The sequence below is a fragment of the Providencia sp. wls1916 genome (assembly GCF_009706585.1).
GTDB lineage: Bacteria > Pseudomonadota > Gammaproteobacteria > Enterobacterales > Enterobacteriaceae > Providencia > Providencia lanzhouensis.
In genome coordinates this window covers 1-21,147 of the sequence record NZ_WLUL01000016.1, presented here as the reverse complement: position 1 = coordinate 21,147, position 21,147 = coordinate 1, and the positions used below count along the sequence as shown (strand labels likewise).

The 21,147-nt window shown below is 43.2% G+C and carries 19 protein-coding genes and 1 rRNA gene; 8 read left to right on the top strand and 12 right to left on the bottom strand.

Going from position 1 to position 21,147, the window contains the following annotated elements; genetic code table 11:
* Window positions 1-4: 4 nt before the first annotated feature.
* From atpF to asnC, 8 genes are all read right to left on the bottom strand, one after another.
* On the bottom strand, window positions 5-475 hold the full coding sequence (atpF, locus tag GKR61_RS11095) for a F0F1 ATP synthase subunit B (RefSeq protein WP_036950611.1): 471 nt from the start codon (window positions 473-475) through the stop codon (window positions 5-7).
* 57 nt (window positions 476-532) lie between these two features.
* Window positions 533-772: a F0F1 ATP synthase subunit C gene (gene atpE, locus GKR61_RS11090; RefSeq protein WP_004246596.1), complete on the bottom strand. Its 240-nt coding sequence runs from the start codon at window positions 770-772 to the stop codon at window positions 533-535.
* A gap of 47 nt (window positions 773-819) precedes the next feature.
* Window positions 820-1,638 carry a F0F1 ATP synthase subunit A gene (gene atpB, locus GKR61_RS11085; RefSeq protein ID WP_006660652.1) on the bottom strand — a complete coding sequence of 273 codons (819 nt, stop codon included), beginning with the start codon at window positions 1,636-1,638 and terminating at the stop codon, window positions 820-822.
* Between the two features lie 33 nt (window positions 1,639-1,671).
* On the bottom strand, window positions 1,672-2,046 hold the full coding sequence (gene atpI, locus GKR61_RS11080; RefSeq protein ID WP_154639770.1) for a F0F1 ATP synthase subunit I: 375 nt from the start codon (window positions 2,044-2,046) through the stop codon (window positions 1,672-1,674).
* Between the two features lie 590 nt (window positions 2,047-2,636).
* The gene (rsmG, locus tag GKR61_RS11075) at window positions 2,637-3,260 is read right to left on the bottom strand and encodes a 16S rRNA (guanine(527)-N(7))-methyltransferase RsmG (RefSeq protein ID WP_036950606.1); all 624 of its coding nucleotides are present in this window, start codon (window positions 3,258-3,260) and stop codon (window positions 2,637-2,639) included.
* 1 nt (window position 3,261) lies between these two features.
* Window positions 3,262-5,151: a tRNA uridine-5-carboxymethylaminomethyl(34) synthesis enzyme MnmG gene (gene mnmG, locus GKR61_RS11070; RefSeq protein WP_154599606.1), complete on the bottom strand. Its 1,890-nt coding sequence runs from the start codon at window positions 5,149-5,151 to the stop codon at window positions 3,262-3,264.
* A 376-nt stretch (window positions 5,152-5,527) separates the two neighbouring features.
* Window positions 5,528-5,974 carry an FMN-binding protein MioC gene (mioC, locus tag GKR61_RS11065; protein ID WP_036950602.1) on the bottom strand — a complete coding sequence of 149 codons (447 nt, stop codon included), beginning with the start codon at window positions 5,972-5,974 and terminating at the stop codon, window positions 5,528-5,530.
* Between the two features lie 90 nt (window positions 5,975-6,064).
* Window positions 6,065-6,526, bottom strand: a complete 462-nt coding sequence (gene asnC / locus GKR61_RS11060) for a transcriptional regulator AsnC (RefSeq protein ID WP_036950600.1) — start codon at window positions 6,524-6,526, stop codon at window positions 6,065-6,067.
* A gap of 161 nt (window positions 6,527-6,687) precedes the next feature.
* Between asnC and asnA the strand changes: the two genes are divergently transcribed.
* The gene (asnA, locus tag GKR61_RS11055; protein WP_154599607.1) at window positions 6,688-7,680 is read left to right on the top strand and encodes an aspartate--ammonia ligase; all 993 of its coding nucleotides are present in this window, start codon (window positions 6,688-6,690) and stop codon (window positions 7,678-7,680) included.
* On the opposite strand, the gene viaA is transcribed toward asnA, so the two are convergent.
* Complete coding sequence (gene viaA, locus GKR61_RS11050; RefSeq protein ID WP_036950597.1) at window positions 7,681-9,138, bottom strand: ATPase RavA stimulator ViaA; 1,458 nt, start codon at window positions 9,136-9,138, stop codon at window positions 7,681-7,683. It lies immediately after the preceding gene.
* Window positions 9,135-10,658, bottom strand: a complete 1,524-nt coding sequence (gene ravA, locus GKR61_RS11045) for an ATPase RavA (RefSeq protein WP_154599608.1) — start codon at window positions 10,656-10,658, stop codon at window positions 9,135-9,137. The genes viaA and ravA overlap by 4 nt, the downstream gene beginning before the upstream one ends.
* Before the next feature lie 392 nt (window positions 10,659-11,050).
* Here ravA and rbsD point away from each other — a divergent pair, with 392 nt between their 5' ends.
* The 6 genes from rbsD to rbsR all read left to right on the top strand — a co-directional run bounded on the left by rbsD (window position 11,051) and on the right by rbsR (window position 16,919).
* Window positions 11,051-11,470 (top strand): D-ribose pyranase, encoded by a 420-nt coding sequence (rbsD, locus tag GKR61_RS11040; protein ID WP_036950593.1) that lies wholly within the window; start codon window positions 11,051-11,053, stop codon window positions 11,468-11,470.
* Between the two features lie 7 nt (window positions 11,471-11,477).
* Window positions 11,478-12,992 (top strand): ribose ABC transporter ATP-binding protein RbsA, encoded by a 1,515-nt coding sequence (gene rbsA / locus GKR61_RS11035; RefSeq protein ID WP_036950591.1) that lies wholly within the window; start codon window positions 11,478-11,480, stop codon window positions 12,990-12,992.
* A complete protein-coding gene (gene rbsC, locus GKR61_RS11030) occupies window positions 12,989-13,951 on the top strand; it encodes a ribose ABC transporter permease (RefSeq protein ID WP_036950589.1) in 963 nt (320 codons plus the stop codon). Before rbsA ends, rbsC begins: the two co-directional genes overlap by 4 nt.
* A 39-nt stretch (window positions 13,952-13,990) precedes the next feature.
* Window positions 13,991-14,881, top strand: a complete 891-nt coding sequence (rbsB, locus tag GKR61_RS11025; RefSeq protein ID WP_108479110.1) for a ribose ABC transporter substrate-binding protein RbsB — start codon at window positions 13,991-13,993, stop codon at window positions 14,879-14,881.
* Between the two features lie 103 nt (window positions 14,882-14,984).
* A complete protein-coding gene (rbsK, locus tag GKR61_RS11020; protein ID WP_036950585.1) occupies window positions 14,985-15,908 on the top strand; it encodes a ribokinase in 924 nt (307 codons plus the stop codon).
* A gap of 9 nt (window positions 15,909-15,917) precedes the next feature.
* On the top strand, window positions 15,918-16,919 hold the full coding sequence (rbsR, locus tag GKR61_RS11015) for a ribose operon transcriptional repressor RbsR (protein ID WP_410431404.1): 1,002 nt from the start codon (window positions 15,918-15,920) through the stop codon (window positions 16,917-16,919).
* Here the strand turns inward: rbsR and mdtD are convergent.
* Both mdtD and GKR61_RS11005 read right to left on the bottom strand, forming a co-directional pair.
* On the bottom strand, window positions 16,916-18,328 hold the full coding sequence (mdtD, locus tag GKR61_RS11010) for a multidrug transporter subunit MdtD (RefSeq protein ID WP_036950583.1): 1,413 nt from the start codon (window positions 18,326-18,328) through the stop codon (window positions 16,916-16,918). The genes rbsR and mdtD overlap by 4 nt on opposite strands.
* 45 nt (window positions 18,329-18,373) lie before the next feature.
* The gene (locus GKR61_RS11005) at window positions 18,374-19,066 is read right to left on the bottom strand and encodes a FadR/GntR family transcriptional regulator (RefSeq protein WP_154599609.1); all 693 of its coding nucleotides are present in this window, start codon (window positions 19,064-19,066) and stop codon (window positions 18,374-18,376) included.
* Window positions 19,067-19,595: 529 nt separating this feature from the next.
* Between GKR61_RS11005 and GKR61_RS11000 the strand changes: the two genes are divergently transcribed.
* Window positions 19,596-21,135, top strand: a 16S ribosomal RNA gene (locus GKR61_RS11000).
* Window positions 21,136-21,147 lie beyond the last annotated feature (12 nt).

Sequence of the window (21,147 nt, the reverse complement as noted above, 5' to 3'; positions counted from 1 at the left end):
CTCCTTACAGTTCAGCGACTAGTTTATCAACGATGTCGCTGTTAGCAGCTTCATCCACGGAACGTTCGATGATCTTCTCGGCACCTGCGATAGCAAGCATCGCAACCTGTTTACGTAACTCTTCACGTGCACGTTTACGCTCAGCATCAATTTCAGCTTGCGCTTGTGCTACGATTTTTGCACGTTCTGCTTCTGCTTCCGCTTTAGCTTCATCAATCATTTGAGTGCGTTGTTTATTCGCTTGTTCAATGATGATTTGAGCTTCAGCTTTCGCTTTTTTCAGTCGGTCGGTTGCGTCGGTTTGCGCCAGTTCCAGGTTCTTTTTAGCACGTTCTGCGGAAGATAAACCGTCAGCAATTTCTTTTTGACGTTTTTCTATGGCCGCCATAATCGGTGGCCATACATACTTCATACAGAACAAAACAAACAGGACAAACGCGATAGCCTGGCCGAGGATTGTTGCATTTAGATTCACAGACAATACCTCTTATTTATTAGTTAGTTAATGTTCTTAATGTGTGCCGAACGTTAATTAGGCAACAGCGAACATTACATATAAGCCCAGACCAACAGCAATCATCGGAATAGCATCGACCAGACCCATTACGATAAAGAACTGTGTACGCAGCAGAGGAATTAAATCTGGCTGACGAGCAGCGCCTTCTAAAAATTTACCACCTAGGATGCCGATACCGATCGCAGCACCGATCGCCGCTAAACCCATCATAATAGCGGCAGCCATGTACAGCAGATCCATACTCAGGTTTTCCATGACAGTCTCCAGTTTGTTTCAGTTAATACAATTATTGATTAATAAAATTAGTGCTCTTCAGAAGCCATCGACAGATAGACAACAGTCAGAACCATAAAAATAAAGGCTTGTAGCGTAATAATCAGTATGTGGAAGATAGCCCAAGGCAGGCTTAACAACCACTGTGACCACCACGGAAGCAGAGCCGCGATAAGAATAAAGATCAATTCACCTGCATACATGTTACCAAACAGTCGCAGACCGAGTGATACAGGTTTTGACAGCAGGCTAACCCCTTCAAGAATCAAGTTTACAGGGATAAATACCGGATGGTTGAAAGGCTGCATAGTGAGCTCTTTCGTGAATCCGCCAATTCCTTTCATCTTGATGCTGTAAAAGATTATTAGGATAAACACACCAATTGCCATCGACATCGTGATACTCACATCTGCGGTTGGAACAATACGCAGAGCAGGTAAACCTAAGTAGTGCTCACCGATGTATGGGATGAAATCAATTGGAAGTAGATCCAGAAGGTTCATTAAAAATACCCAGACGAACACCGTTAATGCCAGAGGGGCAATAACTTTGCTCTTCCCGTGATACATATCACGGACTGAGTTATCAACGAAACCAATGATCAGTTCTATTGCAGTCTGTAACTTACCGGGTACGCCACTAGTCGCATTGGCAGCAACTTTTCTAAATAGCCACAGGAATAAAGCCCCGAGAACTACTGAGAAAAAAAGCGAGTCAATGTTTAACGCCCAAAACGTTGGACTAGCGTGGGGATCGACCAACTCAAAGGTACGTAGATCCAACTGAAGGTTTCTCAGATGGTGACCTATGTACTCATTTGTAGTCATCACTTCTCCTGATGCAGACATGATGCCTCTTACCCTTTTGTAGTTTAAAAATACTTACCGTTTTACAACGGCTGGTGCAACAATCTGAACAATCAGCACCGCTAAATAGGTCAAACCCAGTGGTGTTATTGACGCTTTAAACACACCAAAAGCAACAACTAAGACAGTAATAGTTGTCACAACCTTTAACCCTGCTCCTAATGCAAAGAACCAGGCAATGCGGACAGGTTCATCCTCTTCTTTTGCTTTTTCAAAGCGTGATAGCAGCATAAATACGATATTAGGTAACCAGCATGCTAACCCACCAGCAAGAGCAGAGGCCCCCCATTCTATACTATTTGCACAGAAAGCCCCACTGAGGATTACAAAAGTTATTAACTGAATAGACAGTTGCTTAGAAGCATTACTGCCATAAAGGGAAATAGACATAACTTTGTGTACTCCCAGCTCTCTCAGCCTAAGAAACGCTAAGGGTTGTAATAAAACTGCCTTTGCTTAAATGTGTCAAGAGACAAAAACGTGCAAATTATACGGGCAGGCGAAATGAATTCAATCAGTAAGTAGCGAAAAGGTGAATAAATATTTAATTTTTTCGAGATAGCGCAGAATTAAGACAGGTAGGATTAATAATTTATTAACGATTCGTCGCCTAAAAATAACTTTATGTGATTAAGATCACAACAAATCTTAATCTCTTGATTAATAACCACACTCTTTATCCGGTTAGAACCCTATTTTTAAGCCATAAATCAAATAATTAAATTTGTTATTTTTTAGGCAAAAAAATGAAAAAATAATTTGGATATTTCATTATTAATGCTAAAACGATTTAGTAATAATATTAGATTAGGAATATTATTACGATTAATGTGATTATTTTTGATATATATTCGTTAATATTCTGTAAATAACAAGTGAATTTAAATTATCTTTATTTTAATTATATATAAAAATAGCCGTAACATTGTAAATGTACGGCTACCGCTCTAAAAGATAAAATAATTTTACTAGAAACTACGTTATTTTTTGAATAATTTAACTAAGTGACGCTGTTCGTCTAATTCTGGAATTTTTAGCTCTGTAATGGACTCAACTTCAAATCCTTCAGGTAGCTGTGTGAGTTCTTCGTTACGAACCACACCTTTTAACGCATAAAAGCGCCCTTCCCTTGCAGGAAGATGGTGGCACCAACTCAGCATATCGTTGAGTGATGCAAAGGCTCTGCTAATTACGCCATCAAATCCATCTTCAACAGGGTACTCTTCCACTCGAGATTGAACTGGCTCAATGTTAGTTAGCCCTAACTCATGCTGAACCTGTTTTAGGAAGCGTATACGCTTCCCTAAGCTATCCAATAAAACAAAGTGAGCATCAGGTCGTACAATCGCTAAAGGTACGCCAGGAAGCCCTGGGCCCGTTCCTACATCGATAAACTTGTCACCCTTAAGGTGATCGTTCACCACGATGCTGTCCATGATGTGGCGAACTAACATTTGTTCCGGCTCACGTACCGACGTTAAATTGTACGCTTTATTCCATTTGTGCAATAAACCAACATAATCAACTAACTGCTGTTTTTGCTTGCCAGTCAGTTGAATGTCGGCCTTTGCCAATAGCTTTGTCAGTTTGCTAAGTAAATCCATATTATGCACTCCGACGTAGCATGCCTTGTTTTTTGAGCCACACTAACAAAATTGAAATTGCTGCTGGTGTGATCCCTGAAATACGAGAAGCTTGACCAATTGACGTTGGTTTGTGGTCATTCAGTTTTGCCATGACTTCGTTGGATAAGCCTTTCACCTGCTTATAATCTAAATCAACAGGGAGTAAGGTATTTTCATTACGCAGTTGACGCTCGATCTCTTCTTGCTGACGAGCAATGTAACCTTCGTATTTCACTTGAATTTCAACTTGATCTGCAGCTTGAGGATCTTCAACTCCTGGAGCAAACAAATTCAAAGAAGTCAGCATTTGATAAGTCATTTCAGGACGGCGTAATAAATCTTCACCATTGGCTTCTTTCGATAATGGAACGGTTAAAATTTGGTCGATTTCTTCATGATTATCAGATTTAGGGTGAACCCAGATATCTTTTAAGCGTTGACGCTCTTTTTCGATCATTTCGACTTTGCGGTTGAAGTGCTCCCAACGAATATCATCCACAAGACCTAATTCACGTCCTTTTTCGGTTAAACGTAAATCTGCATTATCTTCGCGTAGCATCAAACGGTATTCCGCACGGGAAGTAAACATACGGTACGGTTCTTTAGTTCCTAATGTGCACAAGTCGTCAACTAATACGCCGACATAGGCTTGGTCACGTCGAGGGAACCAACCTTCTAGGCCAAATGCATGTTGTGCAGCGTTAAGACCTGCTAATAAACCTTGAGCTGCGGCTTCTTCGTAACCTGTTGTACCGTTGATTTGACCCGCAAAGAACAAACCTTCGATAAATTTGCTTTCGAGAGTTTGTTTTAGATCGCGTGGGTCAAAGAAATCGTACTCAATGGCATAACCAGGGCGGACGATCCTTGCATTTTCCATTCCCTTCATGGAATGAACTATTTTCATTTGAACATCAAATGGCAAGCTGGTGGAGATCCCGTTTGGATAAATTTCGTTGCTAGTTAAACCTTCTGGCTCTAAGAAGATCTGATGTGCATTTTTATCCGCAAAACGCATGACTTTATCTTCAATTGAAGGACAGTAACGAGGACCGATCCCTTCAATGATCCCTGCATACATAGGGCTGCGATCTAAATTATTACGGATCACATCATGAGTTTGCTCATTGGTATAGGTGATGTAGCAAGGCACTTGTTGTGGATGCTGCTCTCGCGAACCTAAAAATGAGAATACCGGCATTGGGTCGTCACCTAGCTGTTGAGCTAACTGACTGAAATCAATAGTTCTTGCATCAATACGTGGTGGTGTACCCGTTTTTAAGCGGTTTACACGTAATGGCAATTCTCTTAAACGTTGAGATAACGTAATTGCGGGTGGATCACCTGCACGACCACCACTGTAATTTTCTAAACCGATATGAATTTTTCCATCAAGGAAAGTACCTACGGTTAATACCACCGCTTTGGCTTTAAATTTTAAGCCCATGCGGGTAACAGCGCCAGTTACTCGGTTATTTTCAACAATCAGATCTTCAACAGGTTGTTGGAAGATCATTAAGTTTGGTTGGTTCTCTAATGCAGTTCTAACGGCTTGGCGATATAGCACGCGGTCTGCTTGTGCGCGAGTTGCACGAACCGCTGGGCCTTTACTTGCATTGAGTGTTCTAAATTGAATACCCGCTTTGTCAGTTGCGGTAGCCATTAAGCCACCGAGGGCATCAATTTCTCTTACCAGATGTCCCTTACCGATCCCACCGATGGCTGGGTTGCAAGACATCTGGCCCAATGTATCAATATTGTGAGTCAGTAATAGGGTTTGACGCCCCATACGTGCAGCTGCCATTGCTGCTTCAGTACCGGCATGACCACCACCAATTACGATGACGTCAAATTGCTCTGGATAAAACATGTGTGAACCTTAACGTTAGAAAATGCGGATTCTGCATTCGAGGAGTGAATTCTACTCAAGTTTGATGGAGAGACCAAGCCCTGGCCTCTCGCCTATATAATATAAAGATCTTTTTTATTTAAAGATCTCTTTATTAGATCTTTTATTAGGATCGACAGTTTCTGTGGATAAGTGAATTTTCACTTTAAAGATCATCAAAGTGTAAAGGATCATATACTGTGAATGATCCGTGATCCTTTTGCGTATAAGCTGGGATCAAAATAGGGACTTATGCACAGGTCTTGGACGACCTAAAACTTATAATCTGGATAACTACCGGTTAATACCATGATCTTACCTGAGTTATCCACAGTTGTTTGCTGTTAATTTGAACAGATTAGAGTTCGTTTGCCCAAATTTTAACCCAAACACCTGCGGGATCTTCAGGGATTTCGTGTTGCTGAACATCAATTTCGAAGCAATCACCGATCCTTTTTGCACCATGATCCTGTAATAAGGTATCAAGGGTATGGATCGCACCACAAAAAGTGTCATATTCCGAACTACCAATCCCCACTGCACCGTATTTGATCTTACTCAGGTCTGGTGACTGAGATTGAATTGCTTCCGCTAACGGTTGGATATTTTCGGGAAGATCCCCTGCGCCATGTGTGGAGCTCACCACCAGCCATAACCCTTCAAGTGGTAAGTCATCTAGTTCAGGACCGTGCTGTATATCCGTTTCATAGCCGAGTTCTTCTAAAATCTCTGCCATATGCTCCGCTACATATTCGGCACTGCCCATGGTACTGCCACTAATTAAGGTTACTTTTGTTACGCTCATGGTCACTCTCTTTCACATTAACAGGCCGCTATTGTACGCTGTGAATGAGCTGGGATCTACCTGTGGATAATGTGGTTATATCATTTTTTTCTACGGGGTGATCGTTCGCATGATCGGGTTCTGTAAGGAGATCAGCGTTTCGGTTGATTGTATTTCATCGATAGTCTGAATTTTGTTGATAAGTACATCTTGAAGGGAATCTATCGAGCGGCACATTACCTTAATAAAGATACTGTATTGACCCGTCGTATAGTAAACCTCCACGACTTCCTCTAAAGCATCTAACTTTTTGAGGGCAGTATGATAATCCTTGGCACTTTTTAAAATGATCCCTATAAAGCAGCAGACATCAAAACCCAATTGTTTTGCGCTGATATCGATACGGGTTCCTTTTATGATCCCAGCTTGCTTCATTTTTTCCACTCGCACATGAATAGTTCCGGGACTTACCGAGAATTTTTTGGCGAGTTCAGCATAAGGTGTACGTGCATTGACCATTAATTCGTGAAGTATGTCACGATCGAGATTATCGATTTGATAATTTTCTGGCATTATTTAGCCCTCATTTTGATGATTATTCATTTTTATACCCATTTTTTTAATCAAAATAAACAGTAAAGGCTTTTTTTAATGATGGATATTGAATTTATACCTCATTTTGTTGCTTAATCTACACATCGGCTAATTACAGCTAACAAATTATGGGTAAAATTATGGACAAGTCATTCATCGAACATCAGCAACAAATCAGCTTTGTTAAATCCTATTTCTCACGTTTACTTGAAAAAGAGCTTGGCTTAATCGAAGTTCAAGGTCCTATCCTGAGCCGTTTAGGTGATGGTACACAAGACAACTTATCAGGCTGCGAAAAAGCCGTTCAAGTAAAAGTGAAATCAATTCCTGGTGCAACGTTTGAAGTGGTTCACTCTTTGGCTAAATGGAAACGCAAAACCTTAGGTCGTTTTGGTTTCAGCGAAGGTCAAGGTCTGTACACACACATGAAAGCGTTACGTCCGGACGAGGATCGCTTAACCCCAATCCACTCCGTCTATGTTGACCAGTGGGATTGGGAAAAAGTGATGGCAGATGAGGATCGTACGCTTCCTTATCTGAAGCAGACAGTGGGTAAAATCTATAAGGCAATAAAAGAAACAGAAGCTGCCGTAAGTAAAGAATTTGGGCTGGCACCGTTCCTGCCAGACCAAATTCACTTTATCCACAGCGAAGAGCTGCTAAAACGTTATCCAGATTTAGACGCGAAAGGTCGTGAGCGTGCGATTGCGAAAGAATTGGGTGCGGTATTCTTAATCGGTATTGGTGGAAAACTGTCAAGCGGTGAATCCCACGATGTACGTGCACCAGACTACGATGACTGGACAACCGAAAACGAAGATGGCTTCAAAGGCTTAAACGGTGACATTATTGTTTGGAACCCAGTATTACAAGACGCATTTGAAATCTCTTCAATGGGGATCCGTGTCAGTCCTGAATGTTTAACTCGCCAACTCGCATTAACAGGTGATGAAAAACGTATGGAACTGGAATGGCATCAAGCGTTAGCCAAAGGTGAAATGCCGCAATCTATCGGTGGTGGTATTGGTCAATCTCGTTTAGTGATGTTACTGCTGCAACGTCAACATATCGGTCAAGTTCAGTGTGGTGTTTGGTCACCAGAAATGGCTGAAACTGTTGAAGATATGCTGTAATTAGCGATTAAAACGGCGTAGTAGTCGGCTTTTTAGCCCTGTATCAAAGCGCCAGATATGATCAAATATCTTCATGATACCGGGCTTCCCATAATTTGAGACGGATACCGCATGGAAGCGGTATTTACCAACCTTCTGAAGGGACTTAATCTTCTGAATTAACTCATCCGGTAAGCGTTGAGCCACAAAGTCCGAAATGACAACCGCATCGGCATCACTCCACTGTTTTGACTCTAATTTTACCGTTGTTTCTCGTAAACATGCTGCCAAGTCTGTTCCACCACGGAATGTTTGATGCAAGAAGCGCATGCATTGTTCTAAGCCATCCGCAGAGAGAAGGTCATAATGAACAATTTCAGTGGAAAACAGCATCACGTGACAAGCTCGGTTATCCGCCAGCGCGATTTTCATTAAAGCCAGACAGAACGCCTTTGCACAGCGTTCATTGATTCCACCCATAGAACCTGAAGTATCGATACATACCACAAATGGTCCTCTGGGCTGATCTTCATGTTGATGATGGGTCACAGGGCGTAAAACTTTGCGTTCTTGCCAGCTTTCCCCTTGTAAGCGATAGGTAATAAGCTGTTTCTCTAATAACTTGCGGTAGAACTCGAATTCAATATCTTCAAGCCCTAACATCGCAAGCTCAGCTGGTAATAGCCGCAGAATATCGTCACTCTGGTTTAAGCCATTCACTTGTTCAGGTACGGTTTCCGGGACTTTTTCCATCACCGTCATCGGCTCAAGGATCACATTATCATCCAGAATAGATTTGGCTGATTGGCTACGCCCCAGTAGCTGAGCAATTTTTTCGAGCTCGGGTTGCTGGCGCAAAAAATCACTGTAGCGCGCGATTAATTGATCATTATAAGCCGCTGGGTTACTAAACCCTTTGCTCAGATCCCATAATCGCCCAGAAGAGCGCTCATTTTCCCCTAGAATATCCTCAAGATTTCCGCTCAGTGCTAAACGGCGCTGTAATTCCGCCAGCAGTTGCTCTTTTTCCTGTTCTAAGAGTTCTTTATGTAATGTAGTCACCTGCAAAATCAAACTAATACGCCAACGCTGAACAATCAAAGATTGTCGCGCACTGCGATTTTCAATTTTTCCCTTTTGCAGTTGCAGGGCTTCACGGTAAAACGGGGAATCTAACTGCTCGAGCCGTGCTATCACATCGGGTAATTGCGTGAAAAACTTATCAGTGGGAATGCCCAATGACTTCTGATATAGCCCAAATTCTTCAGAAAGTTGCTGAGGAACTAACGCATCTTGCAGCTTCTGTTTAAGGTCTTTTTTCCAACTGGAGAGATCTTTTAATAGCGCCTTTTTCAATCGAGGATGCTTTTCAAAGAAAACCGCCAGCTGTGGGGTGGCGAGAAGAGAAATAATAATCTCTTCAATCAGCTGGCTTTCATTCACCGAAAGCAATAATTCGAGGGACGCTAGGCTCATCATAATGAGTTAGTCACCTTTCCCATAATTTGCTGGCGGAGTTGGGTCAATTTATCGCTAAGCTTAATAAAGCTCTCTTCAACATCCGCGAGCCAGTGCGCCTCGATAAACAGGTTAGGTTGCTGCTTCTCAAACTGATATTTAGCCCCTTGGATCTCATTTTGGATGGCATCAAGCTTATCCAACCACTCTTTATTATTGGTTGTCGGTGCGGCTGTAGGGTTTTTATCTTGTAAATATAAGGTTGATGCTTGATGGCTAACATCTAATAGTTGGATCTGGTTTAAATTATTCACTTCAGCGGCTAGCTCTTGCGCGAAACCAATCCCATTAAGATGAGCGGATAAGGTGGTGCCTTTATTAAGGAAATTTGCCAGTGATTTTTTCTCGGTGGTAATAAAGGTCACTTTCATATTATGTAGCTGTAATGGGCGATGCAAAAATAGGGTTACACGCCCTTCGCTAATATTCTCAGGCAACATATAAGAGGCTTTTCGTGCAAACATCGCGTTATTTTTTAAAACTTTAAAAGCATCTTGGTTATTTTGATCTTGGGTGGATGACATCCACTGTTGGTAAACTTGCTCAATTTCTCGTGTAAATTTACGTTGTTGCCAACCATCTTCTTGTACTAATGACTTGAGCAATTGGGGCAGTAAGTTCATTGACTGCATATCGTGCCATAAGCAATCTTTGAGTAGCACAATATCCAACGGTGAAACAGAGTTTCGACCATTAAAGAATGCGCTAGCCTGCAATAAATAAACGGCTTTTTTCCAACGTCTATCAGAGACATACAGATTCTTCTCTGTGGCATCAATTTGTTGGCGTAATTGGTAAATCAATTCAAAACAGTGATCGGGCAGCGAAACCTTGGGAATTTCTTTTTGCCATTCTCGGTACTCTTCTTCACTGATTTTTAGGTGATCAGGAACCAAATTTTCTTCTTGCTGAGATTTGCCAGTCAGCAGCGCACGGAAATTTTGTTTCTCTTGTACTTTATCCAGCCAAATTCGCAGCAACATCCTATCAAACAGCGCTTCAAGACTATTATCCGCATCCGGTAGCTCGTTGGATGCGGTGACTAGCAAGCGCATTGGGATATTTTTCTCTTCATCCCCATTACGGAATTTGCGTTCATTTATGGCAGTTAGTAAGGTATTTAAGATGGCAGGGCCTGCTTTCCAAATTTCATCCAAAAACACCACTTCCGCATCGGGCAGGTATCCTTTGGTTAAACGCTCATAACGCCCTTCATCTTTTAAGGCTTGAATGGAAAGCGGTCCAAAAATTTCTTCGGGGGTAGAAAAGCGCGTCATTAAATATTCAAACGCATTCGCTTGGCGGAAGGCATATTTCATGCGGCGGGCAATTAAGCTTTTCGCTATCCCAGGAGGACCCAGCAAGAACACGCTTTCCCCACTCAGCGTGGCGAGCAAACACAAACGAATAGCTTGCTGACGTTCATACAAACCACCTTCAAGGTAGTTGCTTAATTGGGCTATCCGTTCTGCTAATTGCATAAGGTGTTCCTTTTCTCTAAATAACTCTTCTAAGGGTTAGAGGGAGATGGTTATTGGCCAAGCTATTGCTAGGTTAGCTGTCCTTTTATTCATTGTGCAATCAGTTTTGTGATTTTTCTTTGATGTTATTTCGGATAAAGAGCAACAAATTTAGGTTGTAGCGAACAACTGAGTATTAATTAAGCAGGAACGATTCAGCGACAACTTATTCAATAAGTTAGCTTTTTATGTGTAAAAATAGGCTAACGAAACGTTTCGATAGTGATCACAAAACCAAGATAAGAACATTGAGTTGTGACTATTCTTTACTATTATTGTATAAGCGAAACGTTTCGCTCATGCAGAGCCAAAACTCGAAAGTAGAAAAAACAGACTAAAAACGGTGGTAAAGAATGAAGAAAGGTATGTTGCTTAACTCAAATGTTGCTTCCGTGATTGCAAAACTCGGTCATACCGACCATATCACGTTGGGAGATGCAGGTTTACCCATTCCTGCCAGCGCTGAACGTATCGATCTGGCTGTGACGCAAGGACTACCGGATTTTATGTCTGTTTTGCGAGTGATTACCCAAGAGATGCAGATAGAAAAAGCGATACTTGCTCAAGAAATCAGCAAAATAAATCCTCAAATGGAAAAAGCCATTTTAGCCCATCTTCATGAATTGGAAGCGGCACAGGGAAACCATATTGAAGTCATCTATTGCAGCCATGAACATTTCAAGCAACGCACTCATGAAAGCAAAGCCGTGATCCGAACAGGGGAATGTTCACCATACGCTAATATCATTCTTTGTTCTGGTGTGACTTTCTGAGGTGACTATGCAACCTTTATTAGAACTTATTGGCATTGATAAAGCCTTTCCCGGAGTAAAAGCTCTCTCGGGAGCCGCCTTAAAAGTCTACCCTGGTCGAGTGATGGCGCTGGTGGGGGAAAATGGTGCGGGTAAATCCACCATGATGAAAGTGCTCACGGGGATCTACAACAAAGATGCGGGCGCGATCCGTTACCTTGGTAAAGAAGTCGTGTTTAATGGTCCGAAAAGTTCCCAAGAAGCGGGGATCGGGATCATTCACCAAGAACTGAATTTAATTCCTGAACTTACCATCGCTGAAAACATTTTTTTAGGTCGCGAATTTGTGAACAAATTCGGCAAAATCGACTGGAAAAAAATGTTCAGCGAATCAGACAAACTGCTCCAGCGATTAAACCTTGATTACGATAGCCACCAAACTATCGCCGAATTATCTATCGGTGAACAACAAATGGTGGAAATTGCCAAAGTTCTCAGCTTTCAGTCTCAAGTCATCATTATGGATGAACCGACAGACGCACTGACCGATACCGAAACTGCCTCACTCTTTCGCGTGATTGAAGATTTAAAATCCCAAGGCTGTGGCATTGTGTATATCTCTCACCGTTTAAAAGAGATCTTCGAAATTTGCGACGACGTGACTGTTTTTCGTGATGGCCAGTTTATTGGTGAAAAGCCAGTCAGTGAATTAGAAGAAGAAAAATTGATTGAGATGATGGTAGGACGCAAACTGGAAGACCAATATCCGCGAGTCGATGTACCTGTTGGCGATATTCGCCTGCAAGTTGAAAATGTTTCTGGCCCCGGTGTCACCAATGCCAGTTTCACGCTAAGAAGCGGTGAAATTTTAGGTGTTTCAGGTTTGATGGGCGCAGGACGTACGGAGCTGATGAAAATCATCTACGGTGCAGCTTCGAAAAAATCCGGCAATATCCAGTTAGAAGGTAAAAACGTCACCTTAAAAACCCCGCAAGATGGTTTGAATAACGGCATCGTTTATATTTCGGAAGACCGTAAGCGCGATGGGTTAGTGCTGGGGATGTCAGTAAAAGAAAATATGTCCTTAACGGCATTAGGTTACTTCAGCCACTTTGGCGGCACATTAAAACATGGCGAAGAGCAAATGACCGTGGGGGATTTTATCCGCTTATTTAATATTAAAACCCCATCCATGGACCAAATTATTGGCAACTTATCTGGTGGTAACCAGCAAAAAGTGGCTATTGCCCGTGGACTAATGACACGACCGAAAGTGCTTATCCTCGATGAGCCAACCCGTGGTGTCGACGTCGGGGCAAAAAAAGAGATCTACCAACTAATCAACCAATTTAAAAAAGAAGGGCTGAGTATCATCCTCGTATCTTCAGAAATGCCTGAAGTGATTGGGATGAGCGATCGCATTTTGGTTATGCATGAAGGGCATATCAGCGGCGAATTCTCTGCCAAAGAAGCAACGCAGGAAGCCTTAATGGCGGCCGCAGTCGGTAAAAATTACGGCTCAGTTCAGGAGTTAACAGCATGAGTTCAACAACCGCACCATCAAAACGCTACTTCAGCAAAGCATGGCTAATGGAGCAAAAATCCTTAATCGCCCTATTAGTCTTAATTGCGATTGTTTCAACCCTAAGCCCTAACTTTTTTACGGTCAACAACCTGTTTAACATCCTGCAACAGACTTCTGTGAATGCGATTATGGCGGTGGGAATGACATTAGTGATTCTTACGTCGGGGATTGATTTGTCTGTGGGATCACTATTGGCATTAACAGGCGCAGTAGCTGCATCGATGGTCGGAGCTGAAGTGAATGCCTTTGTTGCTGTCGCAGGAGCATTAGCGCTCGGTGCTGCAATTGGTGCATGTACAGGGGTGATTGTTGCAAAAGGTAAAGTCCAAGCTTTTATCGCCACATTGGTCATGATGCTATTACTACGTGGTGTAACCCGGGTTTATACCGATGGCAGCCCAATCAATACGGGTTTTAGTGATAACGCCGATTTATTTGGTTGGTTTGGTATTGGTCGCCCATTAGGTATTCCTACCCCAGTATGGTTAATGGTTATCGTCTTTGCGGCGGCTTGGTACATGCTACACCACACTCGCTTAGGTCGTTATATCTATGCGTTAGGCGGAAATGAATCAGCGACCCGCTTATCCGGTATTAATGTCGATAAAATTAAAATTATCGTTTACTCCTTGTGTGGTTTATTAGCAGCGCTGGCGAGTGTGATTGAAGTTGCACGTTTATCTTCAGCTCAGCCAATGGCGGGTAACGGTTATGAACTGGATGCGATTGCTGCGGTTGTACTGGGTGGCACAAGCCTTGCTGGTGGTAAAGGGCGCATTGTAGGTACGCTGATTGGTGCGCTGATCCTTGGTTTCTTAAACAATGGTTTGAACTTACTCGGTATTTCCTCGAACTACCAAATGATCGTAAAAGCCGTTGTGATTTTATTAGCTGTACTTGTTGATAACAAAAAATAGTGATTCTGACCCCTACCCGATAATGACAGGAATTTTCTTATGAAACTGAACAAATTAGCGACTTTATTTACCGCTTTTGCACTAACAGCAACCGTCAGTGTGAACGCGATGGCCAAAGAGAGCATTGCGCTGGTTATTTCAACCCTGAACAACCCATTCTTTGTGACTATGAAAGATGCGGCACAAAAAGAAGCGGACAAACTGGGTTATGAACTGATTGTTTTGGATTCTCAAGATAACCCGGCGAAAGAGTTAGCGAATGTCCAAGATTTAACGGTACGTGGTACCAAATTAATGCTGATCAACCCAACTGACTCTGACGCAGTGGGTAACTCTATCCTGATGGCTAACAAAGCGAAAATCCCCGTGATCACCTTAGACCGCGCCGCTAACAAAGGTGAAGTGGTGAGCCATGTTGCTTCTGATAACCGCATGGGTGGAAAAATGGCGGCAGACTTTATTGCCAAGAAAACGGGCAATGACGCCAAAGTTATTCAATTAGAAGGGATTTCTGGAACGTCGGCAGCTCGTGAACGTGGTGAAGGTTTCAATACGGGTGCGAAAGAGCATAAATTCAACGTATTAGCGAGCCAACCTGCGGATTTCGACAGAACTAAAGGCTTGAACGTTATGCAAAACTTATTGACAGCGCACCCTGCAGTTCAAGCTGTTTTTGCACAAAACGATGAAATGGCATTAGGTGCGTTAAGAGCATTACAAACTGCTGGTCGTGATGACGTTTTAGTGGTTGGTTTTGATGGCACCAATGACGGTATCAAAGCAGTTCAAGGCGGAAAATTAGGCGCGACGATTGCTCAGCGCCCAGATCAAATTGGTATTGTTGGGGTGCAGATCGCAGATAAAGTATTAAAAGGCGAGAAAGTTGAAGCAACAGTTCCCGTTGAATTAGAACTCGTGGTAAAACAATAAATCTATATAAAGTAATTATCCTTGATAAAACAATAAGATTGGTAAATCGCCGTGAAACTTTGCGGCGGTTTATTTAATTGCGTAGCGAAAGGACATAAATGTGATGGCAGCAGCTAAACTGGTTGTTTTAGGTAGTATCAACGTTGACCACATTCTCAATGTGCAGCAGTTTCCCCAGCCAGGCGAAACAGTAAGAGGTGATAGTTACCAAGTTGCTTTCGGCGGTAAAGGCGCGAACCAAGCAGTCGCCGCAGGTCGTAGTGGTGCTGATATCACATTTATTGCTTGTGTCGGTGATGACGATGTCGGCGTCAGCATCAAAAAACAACTGCAAAAAGATACGATTAAGATTGATTGCATCGACTCAGTTGCTGGCGAAACCACGGGTGTTGCACTTATTTACGTAAACGGGCAAGGCGAAAATATTATTGGGATTAATGCTGGGGCTAATGGTCATCTCTCCACAGAGCGACTGGCAGGGTATCAGCAAAAAATTGTCGATGCGGATGCGCTATTGATGCAGCTTGAGTCCCCAATTGAAACTGTCCAAATGGCCGCTGAGATTGCGCGCCAACATCAAACCCAAGTGATCTTAAATCCTGCGCCTGCACAAGCGTTACCTGATTCGCTACTGTCGCTGGTGGATGTGATCACGCCAAACGAAACGGAAGCGGAGCATTTAACGGGCATCGCTGTTAATGATGAAGAAGGCGCACAAAAAGCAGCACAAGCACTGCATCAAAAAGGCATTAATAAAGTGATGATTACATTGGGTGCCAGAGGGGTTTGGTTCAGTGAATCTGGCAAGCAAGGCAAAATAATTCCGGGCTTTAAAGTGAAAGCGGTGGACACCATTGCAGCAGGTGATACATTCAATGGGGCGTATGTAACCGCGCTACTTGAAGGTCAGTCCGATGAAGATGCGATTGTCTTTGCCCATGCGGCTGCTGCAATTGCAGTGACGCGTCCCGGCGCACAACCTTCTGTTCCATGGCGTAATGAAATAGACCAGTTTCTTCTTCAATAGGATAAATTTGTGGCAACAATGAAAGATGTTGCTCGCCTTGCTGGCGTGTCAACATCCACCGTCTCCCATGTTATCAATCAAAATCGCTATGTTAGCGAAAGCGTTACTTCACGGGTAAAAAGTGCCATCGAACAACTCAACTATGCGCCATCGGCCTTAGCGAGAAGTTTGAAGATGAACCGCACCAATACCATTGGAATGTTACTGACAGCCAGTAATAACCCGTTTTATGCGGAAGTCGTGCGTGGTGTAGAACGTAGTTGCTACGAATTGGGTTACAGTTTGATCCTGTGTAACACCGAAGGGGATTTTAAGCGGATGGATCATAGCTTAGAAACTCTTCTGCAAAAACGCGTCGATGGGCTTCTTATTATGTGCACCGAAGCGCAAGGTCCATCCAAAGCGGTATTTTCTCGTTATCCCTCCGTTCCTACAGTAATGATGGACTGGTCTCCGTTTGAATCAGCCGGAGATATTATTCAGGATAACTCGTTCCTCGGCGGTGAAATCGCCACGCGTCATTTAATCGATGCTGGGTTTACTCGAATCGCCTGTATTGCCGGTCCTCAAGATAAATCTCCCGCGCAAGCGCGTTATCAAGGTTTTCTTCATGCCATGAAGGCTGCATCCCTCAAAATCCACGAAGAATATATTATCTTTAGTGATTTTGAATTTTCAGGTGGATTTGATTCAATGAATAAGCTTTTGGCGTTATCGAATCCTCCAGATGCTATTTTTGCGGGGAATGACGCGATGGCGGTCGGTGCTTACCAAGCTATTTACCAAAAAGGCATGAAAGTACCTGACGACATTTCCATTATTGGTTATGACGATATTGCACTCTCTTCTTATATGATCCCACCACTTACCACTGTTCATCAGCCAAAGGATGAACTTGGTCAGCAAGCGGTTAACCAACTTATTTATCGAATGGATAACCCAGATGCGGAACCATCTATTTTAGTTTTAACGCCAAAACTCGTGGAACGCCAATCAGTGAGGAAACGCTAATTCTGCGTTTTCTCAGATTTTTTGCTTTTGCCTTTAATCAAATTATCACCATCAGTTTTACTGAGTAATAAAAACACAAAGGCAGAAAGTAACGTGATAGCCCCGATAGTAATAAAGGTGTAATGGAAGTTATCCACGACATTACTATTTGGCTGGTTATCAAAAAAGCTCAAAATAGTGGCGCTCACCGCGATCCCAAAGCTAATCGAAAGTTGCTGAGTCACCGCTAGCATACTGTTGCCAGCGCTAGCATTATTATCCGTTAAATCCGCTAGGCAAATGGTATTCATGGCAGTGAACTGGGTGGACATCACCATCCCTAAAACAAACAACGGAACGATAAGCAGATAAATCGACATATCTGGAGATTGCAGCGAAAACTGCGAGACCATCAACCCAATAATCACCGTGACAGTAAATAGCGTATTACGGTATCCAAATCGGGTTAGAATTCTTGTGACTGCGGACTTTGCCGTAATCGAGCCAATGGCCAGCGGAGCCATCATCATTCCCGCCACCACCGCTTCATAACCAAATCCCACTTGCAGCATCAATGGCATTAAGAATGGAATGCTTCCAGTACCTAATCGAGTGGCGATGTTACCGCTAATACCGATGGAAAAGGTTCTTGTCTTAAATAAGTTGAGCGGAATAATAGCGTGCTTAATGCGCCTTGCGTGAAGTATATAAAGAAGAAGACAAAGAAAACCGCCCAGAACAATAGCCAAAGGAATATAGCTAGATAATGATTTATCGCCGAACAGATCCAGACTGACTGAGAGCATGACCAAGCCAAACCCAAATAAAAGAAAGCCAAGGGTATCAAACTTACGTTTTGGCATTTTAAAATCAGGCATATGTTTTAATGCATACACAATCCCAAGCACACCAATAGGGATATTAATAATGAATATCCAATGCCATGTGGCATAGGTGACGAGAATACCACCTAATAGAGGTCCTAAGATGGGGCCGACTAATCCAGGGATGGTGACAAAATTCAATATAGGTAGAAGTTCACTGCGCGGATACGCCCGAATTAATGCGAGTCGCGCTACTGGCATCATCATCGCCCCGCCAATTCCTTGGATAACGCGAGAAATAACAAGCACTGTTAATGAAGGGGAAAGAGCGCAGAGCAATGATCCTAAAGAAAACAGAGAAACCGCAATAATAAAAATACGTCGAGTACCAAATCTATCGGCAAACCAACCACTCACCGGAATTAACAGTGCAACTGTTAGGGTATAGCTCACCACGGCAGATTGCATCGCTAATGGGGAGTGATGCAAACTTTTGGCGATATCAGGCAGTGCCGTATTCAATATCGTGGCATCTAACGCTTGCATAAAGAAAGCCATCGCGGCAATCCATGGCAAACCCGACATATTTTTAGCAGTTTTAAACATCCGTTACCTATTGATAAATTTGGTGAGCGAATTCGTTCTGTTAGCTTATTTGTTCATTGTCGTTAATAAGGTATAGCAGAGATCGTAAGCTTCACGACTATTGCCATTAATAATAGCATCAGCAAGTTGTTGATGAAGTTCCACTTCAATCGCATCATTTTCTGTTATTGCATCAAAATAAAGCTGGTACACCGACCTAAACAGATTCGCGAACGAAATTAAAAAAGGATTACAGCACGCCCGATAGATAGTGAGATGAAAACGAAAATCAACTTTTACCCAGTGAGGTCTATCGAACTCTTTTTCTAAGGTTACCATTTCATTTGATAGTAATTGTAGAGACTGTTTTTGTTCTTCTGTGGCATTCAGTGCAGCGAGATAGCAAGCTTGAGGCTCAATGGCGAGACGAACAACTTGAAAGTGTGTAATTACCACTGACTTTTCTTCGCTGTTAATCCACCAATTTAATAAGTCTTGGTCGAGAAAGTTCCAATTCGATGAGGGCATGACTCGTGTACCAATTCGAGGGCGAGCTAAAACCATGCCTTTTGCTGCTAATGTTTTAATGGCTTCTCTTATGGCGGTTCGGCTGGCATTAAACTGCTTTGATAATTCTAATTCACTGGGAAGAATAGAGTCAGATAAGTAGGTGCCTTTTAATATGAGCTGTCCAAGACTCCGCGCAATAATAAAAGAGAGGTTTTTTTGTGAGGCATTTTGTTGCTTGCTCAATTCCATAATTCATCTCATACAGATACTAATCAATGATATGTTACGTGAGTAAATCAATTATTGCTGCTGAAATAGTCAAAAAACAGTAGTAATTTACGCTATTAAGTCATATTTGACTAAAAAAAACGCGAACGAAATAAATATGTAAAAAAACACTTGCGAGATTTTTCGAGCTCCCTATAATGCGCATCCGTTGTCACGACAAACCGGCTCGAAGAAAACCTCGAAGCCCCGTGATAACAGAGGTGAAGAAAGAAAATAGTTGAAAATAATCGCTTGACTTTCTAAATAAAAAACGTAGTATACGACACCTCGCGACAACGACCTAAAGTCGATAATCAAAAGATTAAGTCGCACCGCTCTTTAACAATTTATCAGACAATCTGTGTGGGCACTCACAGGACACTATCAAAAAAATATTTGATTTTAAGTCTTGAAGAGTGACTAACACGTTAATTCATATATATGAACTAATAGGTAATTTGGTTTCTTCGGAAATCAAACGACAGTAACATTCTTTGAGCATCAAGCTTTTTAATTGAAGAGTTTGATCATGGCTCAGATTGAACGCTGGCGGCAGGCCTAACACATGCAAGTCGAGCGGTAACAGGGGAAGCTTGCTTCTCGCTGACGAGCGGCGGACGGGTGAGTAATGTATGGGGATCTGCCCGATAGAGGGGGATAACTACTGGAAACGGTAGCTAATACCGCATAATCTCTTAGGAGCAAAGCAGGGGAACTTCGGTCCTTGCGCTATCGGATGAACCCATATGGGATTAGCTAGTTGGTGAGGTAATGGCTCACCAAGGCGACGATCCCTAGCTGGTCTGAGAGGATGATCAGCCACACTGGGACTGAGACACGGCCCAGACTCCTACGGGAGGCAGCAGTGGGGAATATTGCACAATGGGCGCAAGCCTGATGCAGCCATGCCGCGTGTATGAAGAAGGCCTTAGGGTTGTAAAGTACTTTCAGTTGGGAGGAAGGCGTTGATGCTAATATCATCAACGATTGACGTTACCAACAGAAGAAGCACCGGCTAACTCCGTGCCAGCAGCCGCGGTAATACGGAGGGTGCAAGCGTTAATCGGAATTACTGGGCGTAAAGCGCACGCAGGCGGTTGATTAAGTTAGATGTGAAATCCCCGGGCTTAACCTGGGAATGGCATCTAAGACTGGTCAGCTAGAGTCTTGTAGAGGGGGGTAGAATTCCATGTGTAGCGGTGAAATGCGTAGAGATGTGGAGGAATACCGGTGGCGAAGGCGGCCCCCTGGACAAAGACTGACGCTCAGGTGCGAAAGCGTGGGGAGCAAACAGGATTAGATACCCTGGTAGTCCACGCTGTAAACGATGTCGATTTGGAGGTTGTTCCCTTGAGGAGTGGCTTCCGGAGCTAACGCGTTAAATCGACCGCCTGGGGAGTACGGCCGCAAGGTTAAAACTCAAATGAATTGACGGGGGCCCGCACAAGCGGTGGAGCATGTGGTTTAATTCGATGCAACGCGAAGAACCTTACCTACTCTTGACATCCAGAGAACTTAGCAGAGATGCTTTGGTGCCTTCGGGAACTCTGAGACAGGTGCTGCATGGCTGTCGTCAGCTCGTGTTGTGAAATGTTGGGTTAAGTCCCGCAACGAGCGCAACCCTTATCCTTTGTTGCCAGCGATTCGGTCGGGAACTCAAAGGAGACTGCCGGTGATAAACCGGAGGAAGGTGGGGATGACGTCAAGTCATCATGGCCCTTACGAGTAGGGCTACACACGTGCTACAATGGCGTATACAAAGAGAAGCGACCTCGCGAGAGCAAGCGGAACTCATAAAGTACGTCGTAGTCCGGATTGGAGTCTGCAACTCGACTCCATGAAGTCGGAATCGCTAGTAATCGTAGATCAGAATGCTACGGTGAATACGTTCCCGGGCCTTGTACACACCGCCCGTCACACCATGGGAGTGGGTTGCAAAAGAAGTAGGTAGCTTAACCTTCGGGAGGGCGCTTACCACTTTGTGATTCATGACTGGGGTGAAGTCGTAACAAGGTAACCGTAGGGGAACCTGCGGTTGGATCACCTCCTTACCATTGAAGTGT

What these genes read in the sequence shown, in the direction of transcription:
- atpE (WP_004246596.1), bottom strand. Translation starts at nt 772, where the DNA reads ATGGAAAACCTGAGTATGGATCTGCTGTACATGGCTGCCGCTATTATG.
- atpB (WP_006660652.1), bottom strand. Translation starts at nt 1,638, where the DNA reads ATGTCTGCATCAGGAGAAGTGATGACTACAAATGAGTACATAGGTCAC.
- atpI (WP_154639770.1), bottom strand. Translation starts at nt 2,046, where the DNA reads ATGTCTATTTCCCTTTATGGCAGTAATGCTTCTAAGCAACTGTCTATT.
- rsmG (WP_036950606.1), bottom strand. Translation starts at nt 3,260, where the DNA reads ATGGATTTACTTAGCAAACTGACAAAGCTATTGGCAAAGGCCGACATT.
- mnmG (WP_154599606.1), bottom strand. Translation starts at nt 5,151, where the DNA reads ATGTTTTATCCAGAGCAATTTGACGTCATCGTAATTGGTGGTGGTCAT.
- mioC (WP_036950602.1), bottom strand. Translation starts at nt 5,974, where the DNA reads ATGAGCGTAACAAAAGTAACCTTAATTAGTGGCAGTACCATGGGCAGT.
- asnC (WP_036950600.1), bottom strand. Translation starts at nt 6,526, where the DNA reads ATGCCAGAAAATTATCAAATCGATAATCTCGATCGTGACATACTTCAC.
- asnA (WP_154599607.1), top strand. Translation starts at nt 6,688, where the DNA reads ATGGACAAGTCATTCATCGAACATCAGCAACAAATCAGCTTTGTTAAA.
- viaA (WP_036950597.1), bottom strand. Translation starts at nt 9,138, where the DNA reads ATGATGAGCCTAGCGTCCCTCGAATTATTGCTTTCGGTGAATGAAAGC.
- ravA (WP_154599608.1), bottom strand. Translation starts at nt 10,658, where the DNA reads ATGCAATTAGCAGAACGGATAGCCCAATTAAGCAACTACCTTGAAGGT.
- rbsD (WP_036950593.1), top strand. Translation starts at nt 11,051, where the DNA reads ATGAAGAAAGGTATGTTGCTTAACTCAAATGTTGCTTCCGTGATTGCA.
- rbsA (WP_036950591.1), top strand. Translation starts at nt 11,478, where the DNA reads ATGCAACCTTTATTAGAACTTATTGGCATTGATAAAGCCTTTCCCGGA.
- rbsC (WP_036950589.1), top strand. Translation starts at nt 12,989, where the DNA reads ATGAGTTCAACAACCGCACCATCAAAACGCTACTTCAGCAAAGCATGG.
- rbsB (WP_108479110.1), top strand. Translation starts at nt 13,991, where the DNA reads ATGAAACTGAACAAATTAGCGACTTTATTTACCGCTTTTGCACTAACA.
- rbsK (WP_036950585.1), top strand. Translation starts at nt 14,985, where the DNA reads ATGGCAGCAGCTAAACTGGTTGTTTTAGGTAGTATCAACGTTGACCAC.
- mdtD (WP_036950583.1), bottom strand. Translation starts at nt 18,328, where the DNA reads ATGTTTAAAACTGCTAAAAATATGTCGGGTTTGCCATGGATTGCCGCG.
- GKR61_RS11005 (WP_154599609.1), bottom strand. Translation starts at nt 19,066, where the DNA reads ATGGAATTGAGCAAGCAACAAAATGCCTCACAAAAAAACCTCTCTTTT.